The sequence below is a fragment of the Rhodococcus sp. IC4_135 genome, assembly GCF_011602025.1.
Taxonomy (GTDB): Bacteria; Actinomycetota; Actinomycetes; order Mycobacteriales; family Mycobacteriaceae; genus Rhodococcus_F; species Rhodococcus_F baikonurensis.
In genome coordinates this window covers 505,474-519,707 of the sequence record NZ_JAAOLG010000002.1, presented here as the reverse complement: position 1 = coordinate 519,707, position 14,234 = coordinate 505,474, and the positions used below count along the sequence as shown (strand labels likewise).

The window sequence follows — 14,234 nt, the reverse complement described above, 5'->3', positions numbered from 1 at the left end:
TACTTTGAGGAACCAATGCCGATCGAGCGTTGCGCAGACGAGGAGCAGTGACATGAAGTGGTCGGGGCGAAGTGCGATTGCGATTGCGGGAGTGTGTGCCGCAGTAACGATGTTTTCGGGAACCGCGCAGGCGGACCCACTCTGGGAGCCCCTGCAGCCGGTGCCGAATCTGGACGCCGCGCGCTACGTAGGGGAGTGGAACCAGGTGGCGGCGATTCCTCAGCCGTTCAACCTCGCGTGCGCGAAGGACACCCGGGCGAGTTACGGGCTGGTCGATTCCTCGAACGTGAGCGTGAAGAACACGTGTACGACGTGGACCGGTGAAGCCAACGAGATCGTCGGGAATGCCCGAGTTACCGATCCAGCAACGGGTGCTCAGTTGCATGTGAGCTTCCCGGGGGTGCCCACTCAGGAAAGCTTGGACGGTCCGCCGAACTACATCGTCACGTACATCGCCGACGACTATTCGTGGGCACTGGTGGGTGATCCACTCCGGCTTTCCGGGTTCGTGCTGTCACGGTCCCCGATTGTCGACGCGGCAGGCTGGAGCGAGATCCGCCGGGTCGCCGAATCCCGTGGTTACAACGCGTGCACGATCTTGACGTCACCGACCACCGAGGGTGCGTCGGACATCCGTCCGCTCTGCACGGTGTGAGCCTGCCGTCAGCGTGAGCCTTCCGAAGCCACACTCCACTACGATCATTGATCGGTAGGTGTGGTTTCGGAAGGTTGTGTGGTGGCGAAGAAGCAGATTCCCGTAATTGTCGTCGCAGGCTTTCTCGGTTCGGGCAAGACGACGCTGCTCAACCATCTTCTGCGCAACAACGACGGCGTACGCATCGGCGTGATCGTCAACGACTTCGGCTCCGTCAACATCGATTCGATGATGGTCGCCGGTCAAGTCGATTCGATGGTCTCTCTCAGCAACGGCTGTCTGTGCTGCGCTGTCGACGTCTCCGACATGGACGAGATGCTGAACAAGCTGGCGCACCGGCAATCCGGGATCGACGTGATTGTCATCGAGGCCAGCGGGTTGGCCGAGCCGCGGAACATGATTCGACTCGTCCTCGGAAGTGAGAACCCGTCCGTCGTCTACGGCGGCCTGGTGGTGGTGGTCGACGGAGCCAATTTTTCCACCGTTCGCAGCGAGCATCCCGAACTCGATCAACATGTCCGTCTGGCAGACCTGGTGGTAGTCAACAAGATCGACAGCGTTCCGGTCTCCGAGCGCGAGCGATTCACGGTCGGAATCCGTGAGTTGAACCCGCGAGCGCCGATTGTGGAAACATCACATTCGCGGGTAGACCCTGCTCTGCTGTTCGATACCGGAGAGGTGACCCCTCCGGCTCCGGGCGACCAATTGAGCCTGGATGAACTCCTGCGTGACGAGCGCGAGCACGAGCACGGGCACGAAGACGGCTCGTGTCATCACGATCACCTGCACCACCGTTACGAGTCGGTTGATTTCACATCGGAGGCGGCTCTCGACGCCAGGGCCCTGACGCATTTCCTCGAGAATCAACCGCCTGGCGTGTACCGCATCAAGGGATTCGTGAACTTCGAGATTCCTGGTTACACAGGGAAATTCGAGATCCAATCGGTGGGTGATCATGTTCGGATCACGCCGCTGCGGTGGAAGTCCGGCGAGCCTCGAACCACGCAACTGGTTGTGATCGGCACCGGGATGGACTCGGGAGCGGTCGGCAGCGCGCTCCGCAACTGCGTGCGCGAAGAAACGGTCGAACCGCACCCCGACGCCATGCTGGGATTGCACCGCTATACCGTCGGGGCGTGAGTGAATCAGCTGTATCCGTGTACGAAGCGATTCGGCGACGCCGAGACGTTCGCGCCGAGTTCTCGGGAGAGATCGTCCCCGACGAAACTCTGATGCGCATTCTCGACGCCGCTCATCGCGCGCCGAGCGTGGGAAACACGCAGCCGTGGGATTTTGTCGTCGTTCGGAATCCGGAGACGCTCGACACCTTCGCGGCACACGTCGCCGAAGCCCGGCTGAATTTCGCGCAGTCTTTGCCCGAGGATCGCCGCTCGACGTTCGACCCCATCAAGATCGAGGGAATCGCCGAGAGCGGTACCGGCATCGTCGTCACTTACGACCCGGCACGCGGTGGCCCCAACATCCTCGGCCGCCACACCGTCGACGACACCGGACTGTTCTCGGCGGTACTCGCAATTCAGAATTTGTGGCTCGCTGCGGTAGCCGAAGAGATCGGAATCGGCTGGGTCTCGTTCTACGACGAGAAGTACCTCACCGAACTCATGCGCATTCCGTCACCCGTTCGCCCCATTGCGTGGCTGTGCGTCGGGAAGGTGACTGAGTTTCAACAGGTTCCGGATCTCGAGCGTTTCGGATGGCGACAGCGCCGGCCATTGGCCGACGCTGTCCATTACGAAACCTATTGAGTTGTGTGGGGCGGCCTAGCGAGCGGGGCGGCCACCGGTGGAGCCTGCGGTGCGAGCGCCGCCGCCCGTGCGGGGACGGCGAGCGCCGCCGCCTGCATGTTCCTGACGGGCAGCTCCGCCGGTGCGAGCGCCGCGTGACTGACCGCCCTGTCCGGAGCGAGCCTGACCCGACCGTGCTGCGCCGCCGCGTCCACCCTGGCCGGCGGGACGCTGTCCGCGTCCACCGTTCGGCTGGGCCGGAGCCTTCGGAGCGGGTGTGACGTGCGGAGCGATGTCGCCGACCAACTTGACGACGTGCTCGGAGTTGGCAGTCGAACGAACCGGTGTCACCTTGATGGCTGCCTTCCGCATGAGGATCGCGAGATCCTTACGCTGCTCGGGCAGGACCACGGTGACCACGTCGCCGGCGCTGCCAGCGCGAGCGGTGCGACCACTGCGGTGCAGGTACGCCTTGTGCTCGGCGGGCGGATCGACGTGGACGACCAGTTCGACGTCGTCGACGTGGACGCCGCGTGCTGCGACGTCGGTGGCGACGAGGACGCGTGCTTCACCGGCGGAGAATGCTGCCAGGTTTCGGTCGCGAGCGGCCTGCGAGAGGTTACCGTGCAGGTCGACGGACGGGATACCCGACTCGGTGAGCTGTCGAGCCAACTTACGAGCCTGATGCTTGGTGCGCATGAACAGGATGCGACGACCGGTACCGGAAGCGAGCTTCTCGACCAGAGCCTTCTTCGCTTCGACGCCGTCGACGTCGAACACGTGGTGCGTCATCGCGGCGACGGGGGAGTTGGCCTCGTCGACCGAATGCATGACCTCGTTCTTGAGGAAACGCTTGACGAGCTTGTCGACGCCGTTGTCCAGCGTTGCCGAGAACAGTAGACGCTGCCCGTCCTGCGGCGTGGACGAGAGGATGCGGGTGACGACGGGCAGGAAGCCGAGGTCGGCCATGTGGTCGGCCTCGTCGAGCACGGTGATCTCGACGGCGTCGAGGCTGACGAATTTCTGCTTCATGAGGTCTTCGAGGCGCCCGGGGCAGGCGACGACGATGTCGACTCCGGCCTTGAGGGCCTGAACCTGGCGGTGCTGCGAGACGCCACCGAAGATCGTCGTCACGCGCAAGTCGTATGCCGCGGCCAACGGTTCGAGGGTTGCGGTGATCTGGGTGGCGAGCTCACGTGTGGGTGCGAGCACCAAGCCGAGCGGTCGACCCGGACGACGCTTTCCTCCGGACAGTTCGCCGGCGAGGCGGGAGACCATGGGGATGGAGAACGCGAGCGTCTTACCGCTTCCGGTCTTTCCACGACCCAGGACGTCGCGCCCCGAGAGAGTGTCGGGGAGGGTGTCGATCTGGATCGGGAACGGAGAAGTGATTCCGCCGTCTTCGAGAGCTTTCACCAGCGGTGCGCGCACGCCGAGGGCTGCGAAGGTGGTAGCGGGCGTAGAGATGTCAGACAAGTGTGTTCAGAGCCTTTCGGGCACGTGTTCGTGCCCGGATGCCGACACGGGAATGAACCGGTCGAACAATCAAGCACAGTGGTGGCGGCGCTGCCGGTCGGCAGGCTTCTTCGCCGTAAGAAGAGCGGGTGCGTTGAGCACTCAGCAAGAAATTTTGCGTTCTACGACGCTGGATGCCCGATTTCGGGCACCTAGTGATCGCAACTCTACCTTCCCGGAGTGTTCGACCTACAACCCGACCCATTCGGAGACGCCGTTCGCGAAGTGTTGGCGCTTCCAGATCGGTACCTCGTGCTTGATGCGCTCGACCAGTTCGGCGCACGCGGCAAATGCCTCCGCTCGGTGCGGGGCGGCGACGGCGGCCACCAGTGCGAGGTCGCCGATCTCGAGGTGTCCGACGCGATGGATCGCGGCAACCGGCAGGCCGGTCGAGGTGGCAACCTCTTGGCAGCACGTCTGGAGGAAGCGTTCGGCATCCGGATGGGCTTGGTACTCCAACGCTGAAACCGCTTGACCGCCATCGTGATTGCGTACCGTCCCGGTGAACACCACAACAGCACCGTTCTTCGGGCCGGCAACGGCGGCGTCGACGGTGTCTGCGTGAATCGGTTGCTCGGAGATCCGAGCCAGTAGCTCACTCATCGTGTGCTCCTCCGCCTGCGACCTGCGCGAGCAGGTGATCGATGATGGGTTCGAGGACGGTGAGACCGTCCTTCACTCCACCGGGAGAACCCGGAAGATTGACTATGACCGTCGTGCCTGTGAGACCTGCCACACCACGGCTCAGTGACGCGTGTGGGGTCTTTTCGAGGCCCTTCGTTCGGATAGCTTCTGCGACCCCGGGCAACTCACGGGTCAAGACTGCCCGGGTAGCTTCCGGCGTTGCATCCGTGGGGGAAGCGCCGGTGCCGCCGGTACTGATGACCAGCGACGGGGAGCCCTCTTTTGCGTCCGCAATGCCCGCTGCGATGTCCGCGTCGGCGTACACAAGCGGTCCACGCACCTCGAAGTCCCGCTCGCGTAGCCAGGCTGCGATCGTCGGACCGGTGGTGTCGGGTCTGGTGCCGTTCGCGCCACCGGTCGAAGCGACCAGCACGGTTGCGGATCGTGGCGAGGTGAAGGCGTGCGCCGGAGATGTCTGTGAGTTCTGAGTGTCGCGGGTCCAATGTCCGTGTTTACCACCGTCTTTGGTGAGCAGGCGAACACCGTTCATAGTGGCTCCGGGATCGACCGCTTTGACCATGTCGTGCAAGGTCAGGCCGGCTACCGCGACGGCGGTGAGTGCTTCCATCTCGACGCCGGTCTGTCCGCGAGTCTTTGCCGTCGCTTCGACGGTGATCGAGGTTTCGGTGAACCCGAATTCCACCTTGACCGACGAAAGCGCGAGCTGATGACACAACGGGATCAGCTCTGACGTCTTTTTTGCACCGGCGATTCCGGCAATGCGCGCGGTGGTGAGGACATCGGCCTTGGGCATGCCGTCGGCGCGGACGAGGCGAACTACCTCGGCGGTCGTGACGAGTTCACCGGCAGCGACGGCGATGCGCGTCGTCTCGGCCTTGGCGCTGACGTCGACCATGCGCGCTCGGCCTTCGCTGTCGACGTGTGTCAATTCGGTCATGAGTGTCCTTTGAATCAGATCGAGTGAATCAAATCGAGGAAGCCGAGAGCGGGAGGACATCGACGAGATCGCCCGCTCCGAGTTCGGTCACGGCAGCGGGGACGTCGATCAGGACGTCGGCCCACGCCATTGCTGCAACGAGGTGCGAGCCGGGTCCGGCCACGAGTTCGATACCGTCCGCAGTTCTACGCGCGCGCAGGAACTGGCGCTTGCCATCCACCGAACGTAGCGGTGCAGTCAGTGGCAGCCGTTCGCGCGGGATCTCGGGCAGACCCGCGGCCCGGCGCAGTTCGCCGCGGGCGAAGACCTCGAACGAGACCATCGTGCTGACCGGGTTGCCCGGGAAACTCAGTACCGGCACTTCGTTCACCACGGCGGTGCCTTGCGGGCCACCAGGTTGCATTGCGACGTGGCCGAAGTGTGCACCCAGAGGGGTGAGAGTTTCCTTCACCACCTCGAAGTCCCCCATGGACACCCCACCGGAGGTGAAAACCAGATCGGCGACCGAGGTTGCGTACGAGAGTAATTCGCGGAACTCGGCCGGGTCGTCGCTGCTTCGGGCGACGGATACGACATCGGCGCCGTTGGCTTCGGCCAATGTTGCCAAAGCTGGTCCGTTGGAATCGTAGATCTCGCCGGGTTCGAGAGTTGTTCCGGCACTTTTCAGTTCGGCGCCCGTCGTAATTATCGCGACCCGTGGCTTCGTGTACGTGTCGAGCGAGGCCAGGCCCACAGCGCTCAGCGCGGCGATATGGCGAGGTTCCAAGTGTGTTCCGGCCGTGACCAGTAGCATTCCGGCAGTGATGTCGCTGCCACGCTCGCGAACGAATTCGCCTACAGACCTGCCCCGTTCGATGGTGACCACGTGTTCGGTGACGCCCGTCGTGTCCTCGACGGGAACGACGGCGTCGGCACCCTCGGGGAGCGGCGCACCGGTCATGATGCGAAATGCCGATCCTGGAAGGTGTTTCGGTGGTTTTCCGCTTCCAGCGGCGATCACGCCTCGAACCGTCAGTGTGGTCGGAACCGAGGCCACAGAAGCAGCATCGACCGCATATCCGTCCATCTGTGAGTTGCGGAAGAGGGGCAGGTCCACCGGCGATGCGATATCCGAGCACGTTATGCGCCCCAACGCTTCTGCCGTCGGAACCGCCGACGGAGAGAGGGTGTGCAGGCCGGTGAGCAATCCGGAGATGTGCGCAGCGTGTTCCTCGACCGAACGCGCGCTCATGACAGTAACCTCGACAACCTCGACATGTTTTGATCCTAGGCGGTGTGGTCCGTCCGACACACGGAGTACGGCTTTCGGTCATACTGGAGCAATACGGAAGTTGGTGAAGTGATGACAGTGGTCTCGATGGGAATTCCCACCGTGCGGTTTGACGCTGCCTCCCTCGCCGGTCGTCCCGAGACGGATCTCCTGGTCGACAGGTTCGGGCGTGTTGCCAGAGATCTGCGAGTCTCGATCACCGAGAAGTGTTCACTTCGTTGCACCTATTGCATGCCGGAGGAAGGCTTGCCGGCCATCGCTGCGGAAGACCTTCTGAGTGCCGACGAGATCGTTCGAGTAGTCGGAATCGGTGTCGAACGAGTCGGTATTCGCGAGGTGAGGTTCACCGGCGGCGAACCGCTGATGCGTAGTGACCTCGAAAAGATCATCGCTGGGTGCGCCGCGCGCGTGCCAGGAATTCCACTTGCCATGACCACCAACGCCGTTGGGCTCGAACATCGTGCCGCAAAGCTGGCTGCAGCTGGTTTGACCCGCGTCAATGTTTCCCTGGATTCGGTTGATCGCGCCCACTTCGCGGAATTGACGCGTCGAGACAGGTTGCCTTCGGTTCTCGCGGGAATCCGAGCGGCCGCGGTGGCTGGCCTGGCGCCGCTCAAGGTAAATGCCGTTCTCATGCGCGAAACGCTCCACGGCGCGGCGGACCTTTTACAGTGGTGCCTCGACGCCGGAGTCGAATTGCGGTTCATCGAACAAATGCCTCTCGATGCAGACCATGCTTGGGCGCGCGAGAACATGGTGACTGCGGCTGAATTGCTGTCGGTATTGAGTGACCGTTTCGAATTGGCCGCAATCGGTCGCGAAGACCCGTCGGCTCCTGCTGAAGAATGGCGTGTCAACGGGACTGAAATGACGGTGGGGATCATCGCTTCGGTGACGCGCTCGTTCTGCAGTGATTGCGATCGGACGCGAATGACTGCAGAGGGGACAATTCGGTCATGTTTGTTCAGTGACCGTGAAGTTGATCTGCGTGCCGCGCTCAGGGCCGGAGCAAGTGACGACGAACTTGCGGATTTGTGGCGCGGTGCGATGTGGAACAAGTGGGCAGGGCACGGCATCGACGCCGCGGACTTCGTTCCGCCGGAAAGAAGTATGGGAGCGATCGGTGGCTGATCCGCATTCGATCTCGGTTCGTTACTTTGCTGCTGCAGCGGATGTATCCGGTTGCCGTAGCGAGGTAGTCGCCATTTCGCCCGACAACACACTTGCCGAGTTGGTGGCGGTCTTGGTCGGGCGATACGGACCGGAGATGGAGCGAGTGCTGTCGGTCTCGGCTTTCCTCGTCGGTGACGAGTTGACCCGCGACGTCTCTCGAGCCTCCGGTAGCGCTGTCGATATTCTTCCGCCTTTCGCTGGAGGCTAGTCCGAGAATTGCCGGCGTAGCTATTTGTGGGCTGCCGACGTATTGTCCTTTTTCGGTTTTCCGGTCCAAATATTTATATCTTGATCACTCCAGCTCGAGTGGCATCTATCTCCGTGCTCTCCATTGTTGGTCAATTGTCCAGCATTGGTCGTTTTGTTTAGTTTCTCCTACTTTTGGGGGAGCGAATGCACTTCTAATTGCCAAGGTGAATTGTCATCTGTTTGGATGACAAAAGAAATACCTTCGCTGTTGGTAATTGTCGACATGTGTTAATTTTGGCGCAATTCCACTCGAGATATGTGAAAGGTATTTCAATGTCGATTAATTCCACGCGCCGTGTCGGAGTCGTCGTAGCGCTCCTCGGGGCAGCTGCACTCACCGCTCCGGCAATTGCTACTGCGCTTCCGTCCACCGGTTCTCTCGGCTCTTCTGCGCCGGAAGCCTCGTGCTCGACCCTGTCCACCGAAGCGACGCCGAACGGGTGGGGCATCCCGTTCACCGACGAGAAGGATCAGACCGCGTCGTACTCGGCCGACAACGTTCTCGACAAGGACGGTTCACTGAAGCTGGCCGTCGACGGTACCGGCGATCGTTCGGTTTCCTACCATTCGGCCGGCGGTATCAAGCTGTCCGACGCAGTCGGCAAGGCGATCGGCTTTGCCGAGCGCGCCGCCACGCCGACTGCGGCGTTCCAGCTCCGCCTCACCGGAACCACCGGCGGAAGGTTCGAGAACGGATTCACCACCCTGGTGTGGGTCCCGGGACCCGACGCGACGCCGACGGCTGACGGCGGCGTTCACGCGGATCTCCAGAAGGGGGTGTGGTGGAGCACTCAGAACATCGACGGTGCCAAGGATCGCGTGTCCGTTCCGTTGGCAGACATCGTCGCCGCGAACCCGAACGCGGTGGTCGACCACTACGGCGTCAGTGTGGGCACCGGTTCCGCCGCCACGTCGACGCTGGTCGATGCAGTGCAGTTCAACGGATGCACCACCAACTTCGCGAAGAAGGATCCGGCTTCGGGAACAGGTTCGCTGGGCGACGTCTTCGGCAGCCTGTTCGGTAGCTAGTCGCTGGTAAAAGTACTGGTAGGAGTTACTTCCACCAGTCATCGAGTGGTGTGACCGGCACCGTGCGCTTGTGACGAGTGTTGGTGAACATCTTCTCGAGCTTTTCGGCTACCTCGGAGGAAACGTCCTTTCCTTCGAGGTAGTCGTCTATCTGGGAGTACGTGACGCCGAGGGCAACTTCGTCGGGCAGTGCGGGCCGGTCGTCCTCGAGGTCGGCGGTCGGCACCTTGCGCCACGTGCTCTCGGGTGCGCCCAATTCCTGCAGGAGCGCAGCGCCCTGACGTTTGCTCAGGCCGGTGAGCGGCGTGATGTCGACGCCGCCGTCACCGAATTTCGTGAAGAAGCCGGTGATCGCCTCCGCAGCATGGTCGGTACCGATTACCAGGTAGCCGAGCTGACCGGCAATCGCATACTGAATGACCATTCGTTCGCGCGCCTTGATGTTGCCGCGGACGAAGTCGCGCAGTTCACCGTTCCCCAACGCCTCGGAGGCCTCACGGGCGGTGGCGTCGGCACCTGGCTTGACGTTGACCGTGAGAGAGCGGTCCGGCTTGATGAATCCGAGTGCGATCTGAGCATCGGACTCGTCGGCCTGAGCACCGTAGGGGAGTCGAACAGCGACGAACTCGGCCTCGTGGCCTTCTTCGCGGAGTTCGGTGACCGCACGTTGGGCGAGGGCGCCGGCGAGCGTGCTGTCCTGACCGCCGCTGATTCCCAGAACGAATCCTTTGGCGGGGGTCGAGCGCACGTAGTCCTTCAGGAACTGGACTCGCGCGCGAACCTCCGCTGCGGCGTCGATTGTCGGCTTTGCGCCGAGTTCTTCGATGATGCTTTCACGCAGTGTGGCCATGAATGGACTCTAGCGATGTGAGCAGGCGCGCGCAGTGCCACCACAACGTGGGCGGTACGGTCGCGCACATGAGTGCGAACAACGTTCTGGTGGTCAGTGCGACGAAGTCGGAAGCGGCCTATGTGCCGCAAGGATACGAACTGCTGATCACAGGTATTGGAAAGGTCAGTGCTGCAACAGCAGTCGCCTCTGCTCTGGCTCGGTACGAGCGGGAAGATCTGCCACTGGTCGTCAACATCGGGACCGCCGGTGCGCTGCACGCGCACCACGGCGGCCTCTATGTTCCCGGCGTCGTCATCAATCACGACATCAGCAGCACCGCGATCCGAGCGCTGGGGCACGACGTCGCGGACCGTTTGGTGCTCGCCGACGGAGACGACTCCGTGCTGGCGACCGGCGACGCATTCATTGCCGACGCTGCGACCCGGGACGCCCTCGCTCAGCGAGCCGATCTGGTCGACATGGAGGGTTTTGCCATCGCCTTCGCCGCGCAGGCCGCGGGTGCCACCTGCCGGCTCGTCAAACACGTCAGCGACCATGCGGACGACTCGGCCCTGGACTGGCCCGCGATGATCGATGCCAGCGCCCGCGAATTGGGACGCTGGCTGGTGAACAACGTCTGATCAACCTGCAGCGTCCGATCAAGCCTGCGCAGTCAGTATCAATCCGGTGTTGTCGGGCTTGCGCAGGGTCAGCGTGTCGGCGTCGACGGTGTAGCTCACTTCACCGTCGAGTACTGCCAGGATCCGGCGCTCGATGTCCATGTTTTCCTCGGGGCAAGCCATACGCGTGGTTGCCATCGGCGTGAACGTGACTGTGGTGTCGGATACCTGGGCGCTTCCGGTCATGCGATTGCATCCGGTGGTTCCGCTGACCGAACCGTCTGCGGCAATCGTGAGTTCGGGAGCTGACGTCTCCAGAGCGAGGCTCGTACTGATCGCATCGGGACTGATGAGTGACGTGACGGTCCACGTCGTGCCCTGCAGAGGTCGATCCGGCGTGACGATCTTCTTGTCCTGCAGAGTCACTGTGGCGTCGTCCGATGTCAGGGTGAGGGTGTCGCCGTCGAGGCTCCACGTCGGCGCGGAGGTCAGCAATGTTGTTGTCCAGGTGTCGGATTCGGCGATGCCGGGAGGGCAGCCCATCATGGTCGATGCCATGGTGCCGGTGGTCAGCTTGCCGTCGGTGAACTCGATCGAGCCGTTTGCCGTGTTGCATCCGGCGCTCGCGGACACTCGACCCGCTTGGCTGAAATCGAGAGTCAGCGGGCCGCCGCCGGGAATTTGTGTTCCGTCGACGGAGGTCGAGATGAAGACGCGGCCGGAGGGGTCCGTCTTGTCCTCGGGGGAGTCGGACGAAGCGGAGCAACCGCTTACCGCGGCGATGGTCAGGAGGCCGATGACGGCAGCAGCGATGCGCATGGGCTCACATTAAGTGGTGGGACGGATCTGGGGAGTCAACATCGAGTAACGCGTCGGGCAAGGTCTTCCCAGCCGGCGGCAAGGCGCTCGGTGGTCATCCCGAGATCGCGGACCTGATGAAGGACGAGAGATGCTTCGAGCGGCGCCAACAGTGCTGACGCGAGCAGATCGAGGTCGCCCTCGACGCCGGCTCCTTGAAGAAGTCCGATGACGTGAGCGATGCCGAGCGCCCGGGCCGGACCGCCGAAACGGTATTCGGGAGCGTTCTCCGCAGCACGGAGGACTTCGCCTTGTACTTCCACCATGGCGATGCGGGCTCGTCCGAACGCGATGAGGCGCTCGATCGGCGGTGCGCCTGGGCCCAGTGGTGGGGGACCGAACATGAATGCCTGCTGCAGTTCTCGCTCGGTGTGATCGAGCAGTGCCTGCATCAGTCCCGATCGATTGCCGAAGCGTCGAAAAACTGTGCCCTTGCCCACACCGGCTCGGCAAGCGACGGCATCCATGGTGACCGCGTCGACACCTCGTTCGGCGACGAGGAGTGCTGCTGCGTCGAGCAGAAGTACGCGGTTACGTGCTGCGTCGCCGCGCTCGACCGGCGCGGCGCCGATCTGGGGGAGGGGGATTGCGCTCACGGGATCAGGTTACAGGGCCGGGGAATGTAAGTGGACCGCGGTCCGTTTAGTTGATATAACTTTCAACCGGAGCCACCAACCGCACCACTCTCGAAGGAATCTCGTTATGTCACAGACCAATGTTCTCGTTCTCGTCGGCAGCTTGCGCGCCGGATCCGTCAATCGCCAGCTTGCCGAGACGGCTGTGTCCGCCGCACCCGAGGGTGCCACGCTGACGGTCTTCGAAGGCCTCGCCGACGTCCCCTTCTACAACGAAGACATCGACGTCGAGGGTGCTTCCATTCCCGCTGTCGACGCATTGCGCTCCGCTGCGAGCGACGCTGACGCGTTCCTGCTCGTCACCCCCGAGTACAACGGCACCATCCCCGCAGTTCTGAAGAACGCCATCGACTGGATCTCGCGTCCGTACGGTGTCGGTGCAGTCAAGGACAAGGCTGTCGCAGTCATCAGCGCTTCGCCCAGCGGCAACGGCGCCAAGTGGGCTCACGAAGACACCACCAAGGCAGTCCGCATCGCCGGCGGCAAGGTCGTCGAGGACACCGCACTGAGCATCGGTGGAACCGGCGCACTGTTCGGTGAGCTGCACCCGCGTGAGAACGCAGAGGTGCTCGCTCAGGTCTCCAAGGTCGTCTCCGACCTCGTCGACGCCAGCAAGCAGCTCGTCAACGCGTAAACCGTTTCTCGAGTGAGGGCCATGCCGGAAGGTATGGCCCTCACTCGTATGCGAGCGAGGGCCATACGTCCGCTAGAGCCCTTCGCGTTCCATCGCGTCGTCGACGGCGTCGCGAACCGACTCGAAATCCTTGCCGGCCAACATCGCTTCGCCCATCGCGGCATCGATACGGTCGGCGACGACTGCGTACCGACGCTCCCAGTTCTCCTTGTCCTCCCGCCAGTAACCCATCACGTGCATGCGGGTTGCCGGGATTTCCCATGTTCGACGCAGATGGGCGCGGATGCGTCTGGCGGTCGCGGCCTCGACTGCGCACCAGATGTAGCCCTCGCCGGGAGGCATGCGAACGCCGGCCAATTCGGCGAGCAGTGAGTCTGCTTCCGCGATCCATCGGTAGTGAGCGTCGGCGCGTGTCGCGAACGTCTGTTGTTCGCTCGGCGCGGGCACTTGTGCAATGACGTGGATCGGTAGACCGTCGGGTGATTCTTCCAAGATCCGCCCGATCGCAGGCAGGGCGGCGTGATCGGCGACGAGTAGCAGCCAGTCGTACTCTGCCGGCGGCTTGAACCACCCGCTCGCAGTCGAGAGATGGACGGTCTCGCCCGGTTGCGCATTCTCGGCCCAGAGCGCAGCTCCGCCGTGGCCGTGGAGAACGAAGTCGATCTCCAGTTCGTTCTTCGAGGGCTGCCAGCGCCGGACCGTGTAACTACGGGCGTGAGGGGGATCGAGGGGGAATCTGACGAGCACCCGTTCGTCGGGGCTCCCGCTCGTCTCGAAGTCGCTCAGGCCCGCACCGCCGAAGGTGATTCTGCGCATCAGTGGTGTCACCTGCTGCGTTCTCGTCACGGTTGCCTGGTGGCGCGGAGCTTCGTCCTTCGGAGGTGTTTCCACGACGCTCATGGTAGGTCCGAGAAGTGGTTTTCAGATGCTGTCGAGCCCGCGACCGAAATGTGACGCGCGACACGCCGACGCGCCGGAAGTTGGGTGCGCTGAACAGGGGCGACCTGGGAATTTCAACGATGTGACTCACAACATCTCGCGTTATGTGTTTCTGTCGGCCACTAGGTGTAGTGTCTTGAGCACTGAGAGACCACAACGCGGAACGCCTCGAGCGAGACTCCGGCAATCGGTCGAATCGGTGCTGAACATCACTACATCGGCCTTTGTTGGCTAAGCGAAAGAGGGACTCTCATGAGCATCACCGTCTACACCAAGCCCGCTTGCGTTCAGTGCAATGCCACCTACCGCGCCCTCGACAAGGCCGGTCTCGAATACAACGTCATCGACATCACCGAGGATGCCGAAGCCCGCGACTACGTCATGGCTCTCGGGTACCTCCAGGCACCCATCGTGGTTGCCGGTGAAGATCACTGGTCGGGCTTCCGTCCCGATCGCATCAAGACCCTGACCGTCGCTGCTTGAAGCGCCGCAGTGTCG

17 protein-coding genes are annotated in these 14,234 nt (G+C 62.7%); 9 read left to right on the top strand and 8 right to left on the bottom strand.

What is annotated here, in order from left to right; genetic code table 11:
• Nucleotides 1-52 precede the first annotated feature (52 nt).
• From G8767_RS07250 to bluB, 3 genes are all read left to right on the top strand, one after another.
• Complete coding sequence (locus G8767_RS07250; protein WP_095969166.1) at nt 53-655, top strand: lipocalin family protein; 603 nt, start codon at nt 53-55, stop codon at nt 653-655.
• An 81-nt stretch (nt 656-736) separates the two neighbouring features.
• On the top strand, nt 737-1,795 hold the full coding sequence (locus tag G8767_RS07245) for a GTP-binding protein (protein WP_166809718.1): 1,059 nt from the start codon (nt 737-739) through the stop codon (nt 1,793-1,795).
• Nucleotides 1,792-2,421, top strand: a complete 630-nt coding sequence (gene bluB / locus G8767_RS07240) for a 5,6-dimethylbenzimidazole synthase (protein ID WP_166809717.1) — start codon at nt 1,792-1,794, stop codon at nt 2,419-2,421. The genes G8767_RS07245 and bluB overlap by 4 nt, the downstream gene beginning before the upstream one ends.
• Nucleotides 2,422-2,436: 15 nt before the next feature.
• Here the strand turns inward: bluB and G8767_RS07235 are convergent, their stop codons facing one another.
• From G8767_RS07235 to glp, 4 genes are all read right to left on the bottom strand, one after another.
• Complete coding sequence (locus G8767_RS07235; RefSeq protein WP_042450056.1) at nt 2,437-3,876, bottom strand: DEAD/DEAH box helicase; 1,440 nt, start codon at nt 3,874-3,876, stop codon at nt 2,437-2,439.
• Nucleotides 3,877-4,104: 228 nt separating this feature from the next.
• Nucleotides 4,105-4,518, bottom strand: a complete 414-nt coding sequence (locus G8767_RS07230; protein ID WP_166809716.1) for a molybdenum cofactor biosynthesis protein MoaE — start codon at nt 4,516-4,518, stop codon at nt 4,105-4,107.
• Nucleotides 4,511-5,497 (bottom strand): bifunctional molybdenum cofactor biosynthesis protein MoaC/MoaB, encoded by a 987-nt coding sequence (gene moaCB / locus G8767_RS07225; RefSeq protein WP_166809715.1) that lies wholly within the window; start codon nt 5,495-5,497, stop codon nt 4,511-4,513. The genes G8767_RS07230 and moaCB overlap by 8 nt, the downstream gene beginning before the upstream one ends.
• A gap of 28 nt (nt 5,498-5,525) precedes the next feature.
• The gene (gene glp / locus G8767_RS07220; protein ID WP_166809714.1) at nt 5,526-6,728 is read right to left on the bottom strand and encodes a gephyrin-like molybdotransferase Glp; all 1,203 of its coding nucleotides are present in this window, start codon (nt 6,726-6,728) and stop codon (nt 5,526-5,528) included.
• 111 nt (nt 6,729-6,839) lie between these two features.
• Between glp and moaA the strand changes: the two genes are divergently transcribed.
• From moaA to G8767_RS07205, 3 genes are all read left to right on the top strand, one after another.
• Entirely contained in the window at nt 6,840-7,898 is a 1,059-nt protein-coding gene (gene moaA, locus G8767_RS07215) for a GTP 3',8-cyclase MoaA (RefSeq protein ID WP_020969279.1), read from the top strand.
• A complete protein-coding gene (locus tag G8767_RS07210) occupies nt 7,891-8,148 on the top strand; it encodes a MoaD/ThiS family protein (RefSeq protein WP_003944706.1) in 258 nt (85 codons plus the stop codon). Before moaA ends, G8767_RS07210 begins: the two co-directional genes overlap by 8 nt.
• 314 nt (nt 8,149-8,462) lie before the next feature.
• Nucleotides 8,463-9,218 carry a hypothetical protein gene (locus G8767_RS07205; RefSeq protein WP_166809713.1) on the top strand — a complete coding sequence of 252 codons (756 nt, stop codon included), beginning with the start codon at nt 8,463-8,465 and terminating at the stop codon, nt 9,216-9,218.
• A 25-nt stretch (nt 9,219-9,243) separates the two neighbouring features.
• Here G8767_RS07205 and nadE read toward each other — a convergent pair whose 3' ends face one another.
• Nucleotides 9,244-10,068, bottom strand: coding sequence for an ammonia-dependent NAD(+) synthetase (gene nadE / locus G8767_RS07200; RefSeq protein WP_166809712.1), 825 nt, complete (start codon nt 10,066-10,068; stop codon nt 9,244-9,246).
• 68 nt (nt 10,069-10,136) lie between these two features.
• On the opposite strand from nadE, the gene G8767_RS07195 reads away from it, so the two are divergent.
• Entirely contained in the window at nt 10,137-10,691 is a 555-nt protein-coding gene (locus G8767_RS07195; protein WP_095969294.1) for a nucleosidase, read from the top strand.
• 18 nt (nt 10,692-10,709) lie between these two features.
• Here the strand turns inward: G8767_RS07195 and G8767_RS07190 are convergent, their stop codons facing one another.
• Together G8767_RS07190 and G8767_RS07185 are read right to left on the bottom strand one after the other, a co-directional pair.
• Nucleotides 10,710-11,489: an META domain-containing protein gene (locus G8767_RS07190; protein ID WP_166809711.1), complete on the bottom strand. Its 780-nt coding sequence runs from the start codon at nt 11,487-11,489 to the stop codon at nt 10,710-10,712.
• Nucleotides 11,490-11,524: 35 nt separating this feature from the next.
• Complete coding sequence (locus G8767_RS07185; RefSeq protein WP_166809710.1) at nt 11,525-12,124, bottom strand: TetR/AcrR family transcriptional regulator; 600 nt, start codon at nt 12,122-12,124, stop codon at nt 11,525-11,527.
• Between the two features lie 106 nt (nt 12,125-12,230).
• Here G8767_RS07185 and G8767_RS07180 point away from each other — a divergent pair, with 106 nt between their 5' ends.
• The gene (locus G8767_RS07180; protein ID WP_166809709.1) at nt 12,231-12,797 is read left to right on the top strand and encodes an NAD(P)H-dependent oxidoreductase; all 567 of its coding nucleotides are present in this window, start codon (nt 12,231-12,233) and stop codon (nt 12,795-12,797) included.
• 72 nt (nt 12,798-12,869) lie between these two features.
• Here the strand turns inward: G8767_RS07180 and G8767_RS07175 are convergent, their stop codons facing one another.
• Nucleotides 12,870-13,697 carry a siderophore-interacting protein gene (locus tag G8767_RS07175; RefSeq protein WP_166809708.1) on the bottom strand — a complete coding sequence of 276 codons (828 nt, stop codon included), beginning with the start codon at nt 13,695-13,697 and terminating at the stop codon, nt 12,870-12,872.
• A gap of 291 nt (nt 13,698-13,988) precedes the next feature.
• Between G8767_RS07175 and nrdH the strand changes: the two genes are divergently transcribed.
• Nucleotides 13,989-14,219 (top strand): glutaredoxin-like protein NrdH, encoded by a 231-nt coding sequence (nrdH, locus tag G8767_RS07170; protein ID WP_003944717.1) that lies wholly within the window; start codon nt 13,989-13,991, stop codon nt 14,217-14,219.
• Nucleotides 14,220-14,234: the final 15 nt, after the last annotated feature.

Coding starts and splice junctions, on each gene's coding strand:
- moaA (WP_020969279.1), top strand. CDS start 6,840: ATGACAGTGGTCTCGATGGGAATTCCCACCGTGCGGTTTGACGCTGCC.
- G8767_RS07180 (WP_166809709.1), top strand. CDS start 12,231: ATGTCACAGACCAATGTTCTCGTTCTCGTCGGCAGCTTGCGCGCCGGA.
- moaCB (WP_166809715.1), bottom strand. CDS start 5,497: ATGACCGAATTGACACACGTCGACAGCGAAGGCCGAGCGCGCATGGTC.
- G8767_RS07190 (WP_166809711.1), bottom strand. CDS start 11,489: ATGCGCATCGCTGCTGCCGTCATCGGCCTCCTGACCATCGCCGCGGTA.
- G8767_RS07175 (WP_166809708.1), bottom strand. CDS start 13,697: ATGAGCGTCGTGGAAACACCTCCGAAGGACGAAGCTCCGCGCCACCAG.
- nrdH (WP_003944717.1), top strand. CDS start 13,989: ATGAGCATCACCGTCTACACCAAGCCCGCTTGCGTTCAGTGCAATGCC.
- nadE (WP_166809712.1), bottom strand. CDS start 10,068: ATGGCCACACTGCGTGAAAGCATCATCGAAGAACTCGGCGCAAAGCCG.
- G8767_RS07205 (WP_166809713.1), top strand. CDS start 8,463: ATGTCGATTAATTCCACGCGCCGTGTCGGAGTCGTCGTAGCGCTCCTC.
- G8767_RS07195 (WP_095969294.1), top strand. CDS start 10,137: ATGAGTGCGAACAACGTTCTGGTGGTCAGTGCGACGAAGTCGGAAGCG.
- G8767_RS07250 (WP_095969166.1), top strand. CDS start 53: ATGAAGTGGTCGGGGCGAAGTGCGATTGCGATTGCGGGAGTGTGTGCC.
- glp (WP_166809714.1), bottom strand. CDS start 6,728: ATGAGCGCGCGTTCGGTCGAGGAACACGCTGCGCACATCTCCGGATTG.
- G8767_RS07230 (WP_166809716.1), bottom strand. CDS start 4,518: ATGAGTGAGCTACTGGCTCGGATCTCCGAGCAACCGATTCACGCAGAC.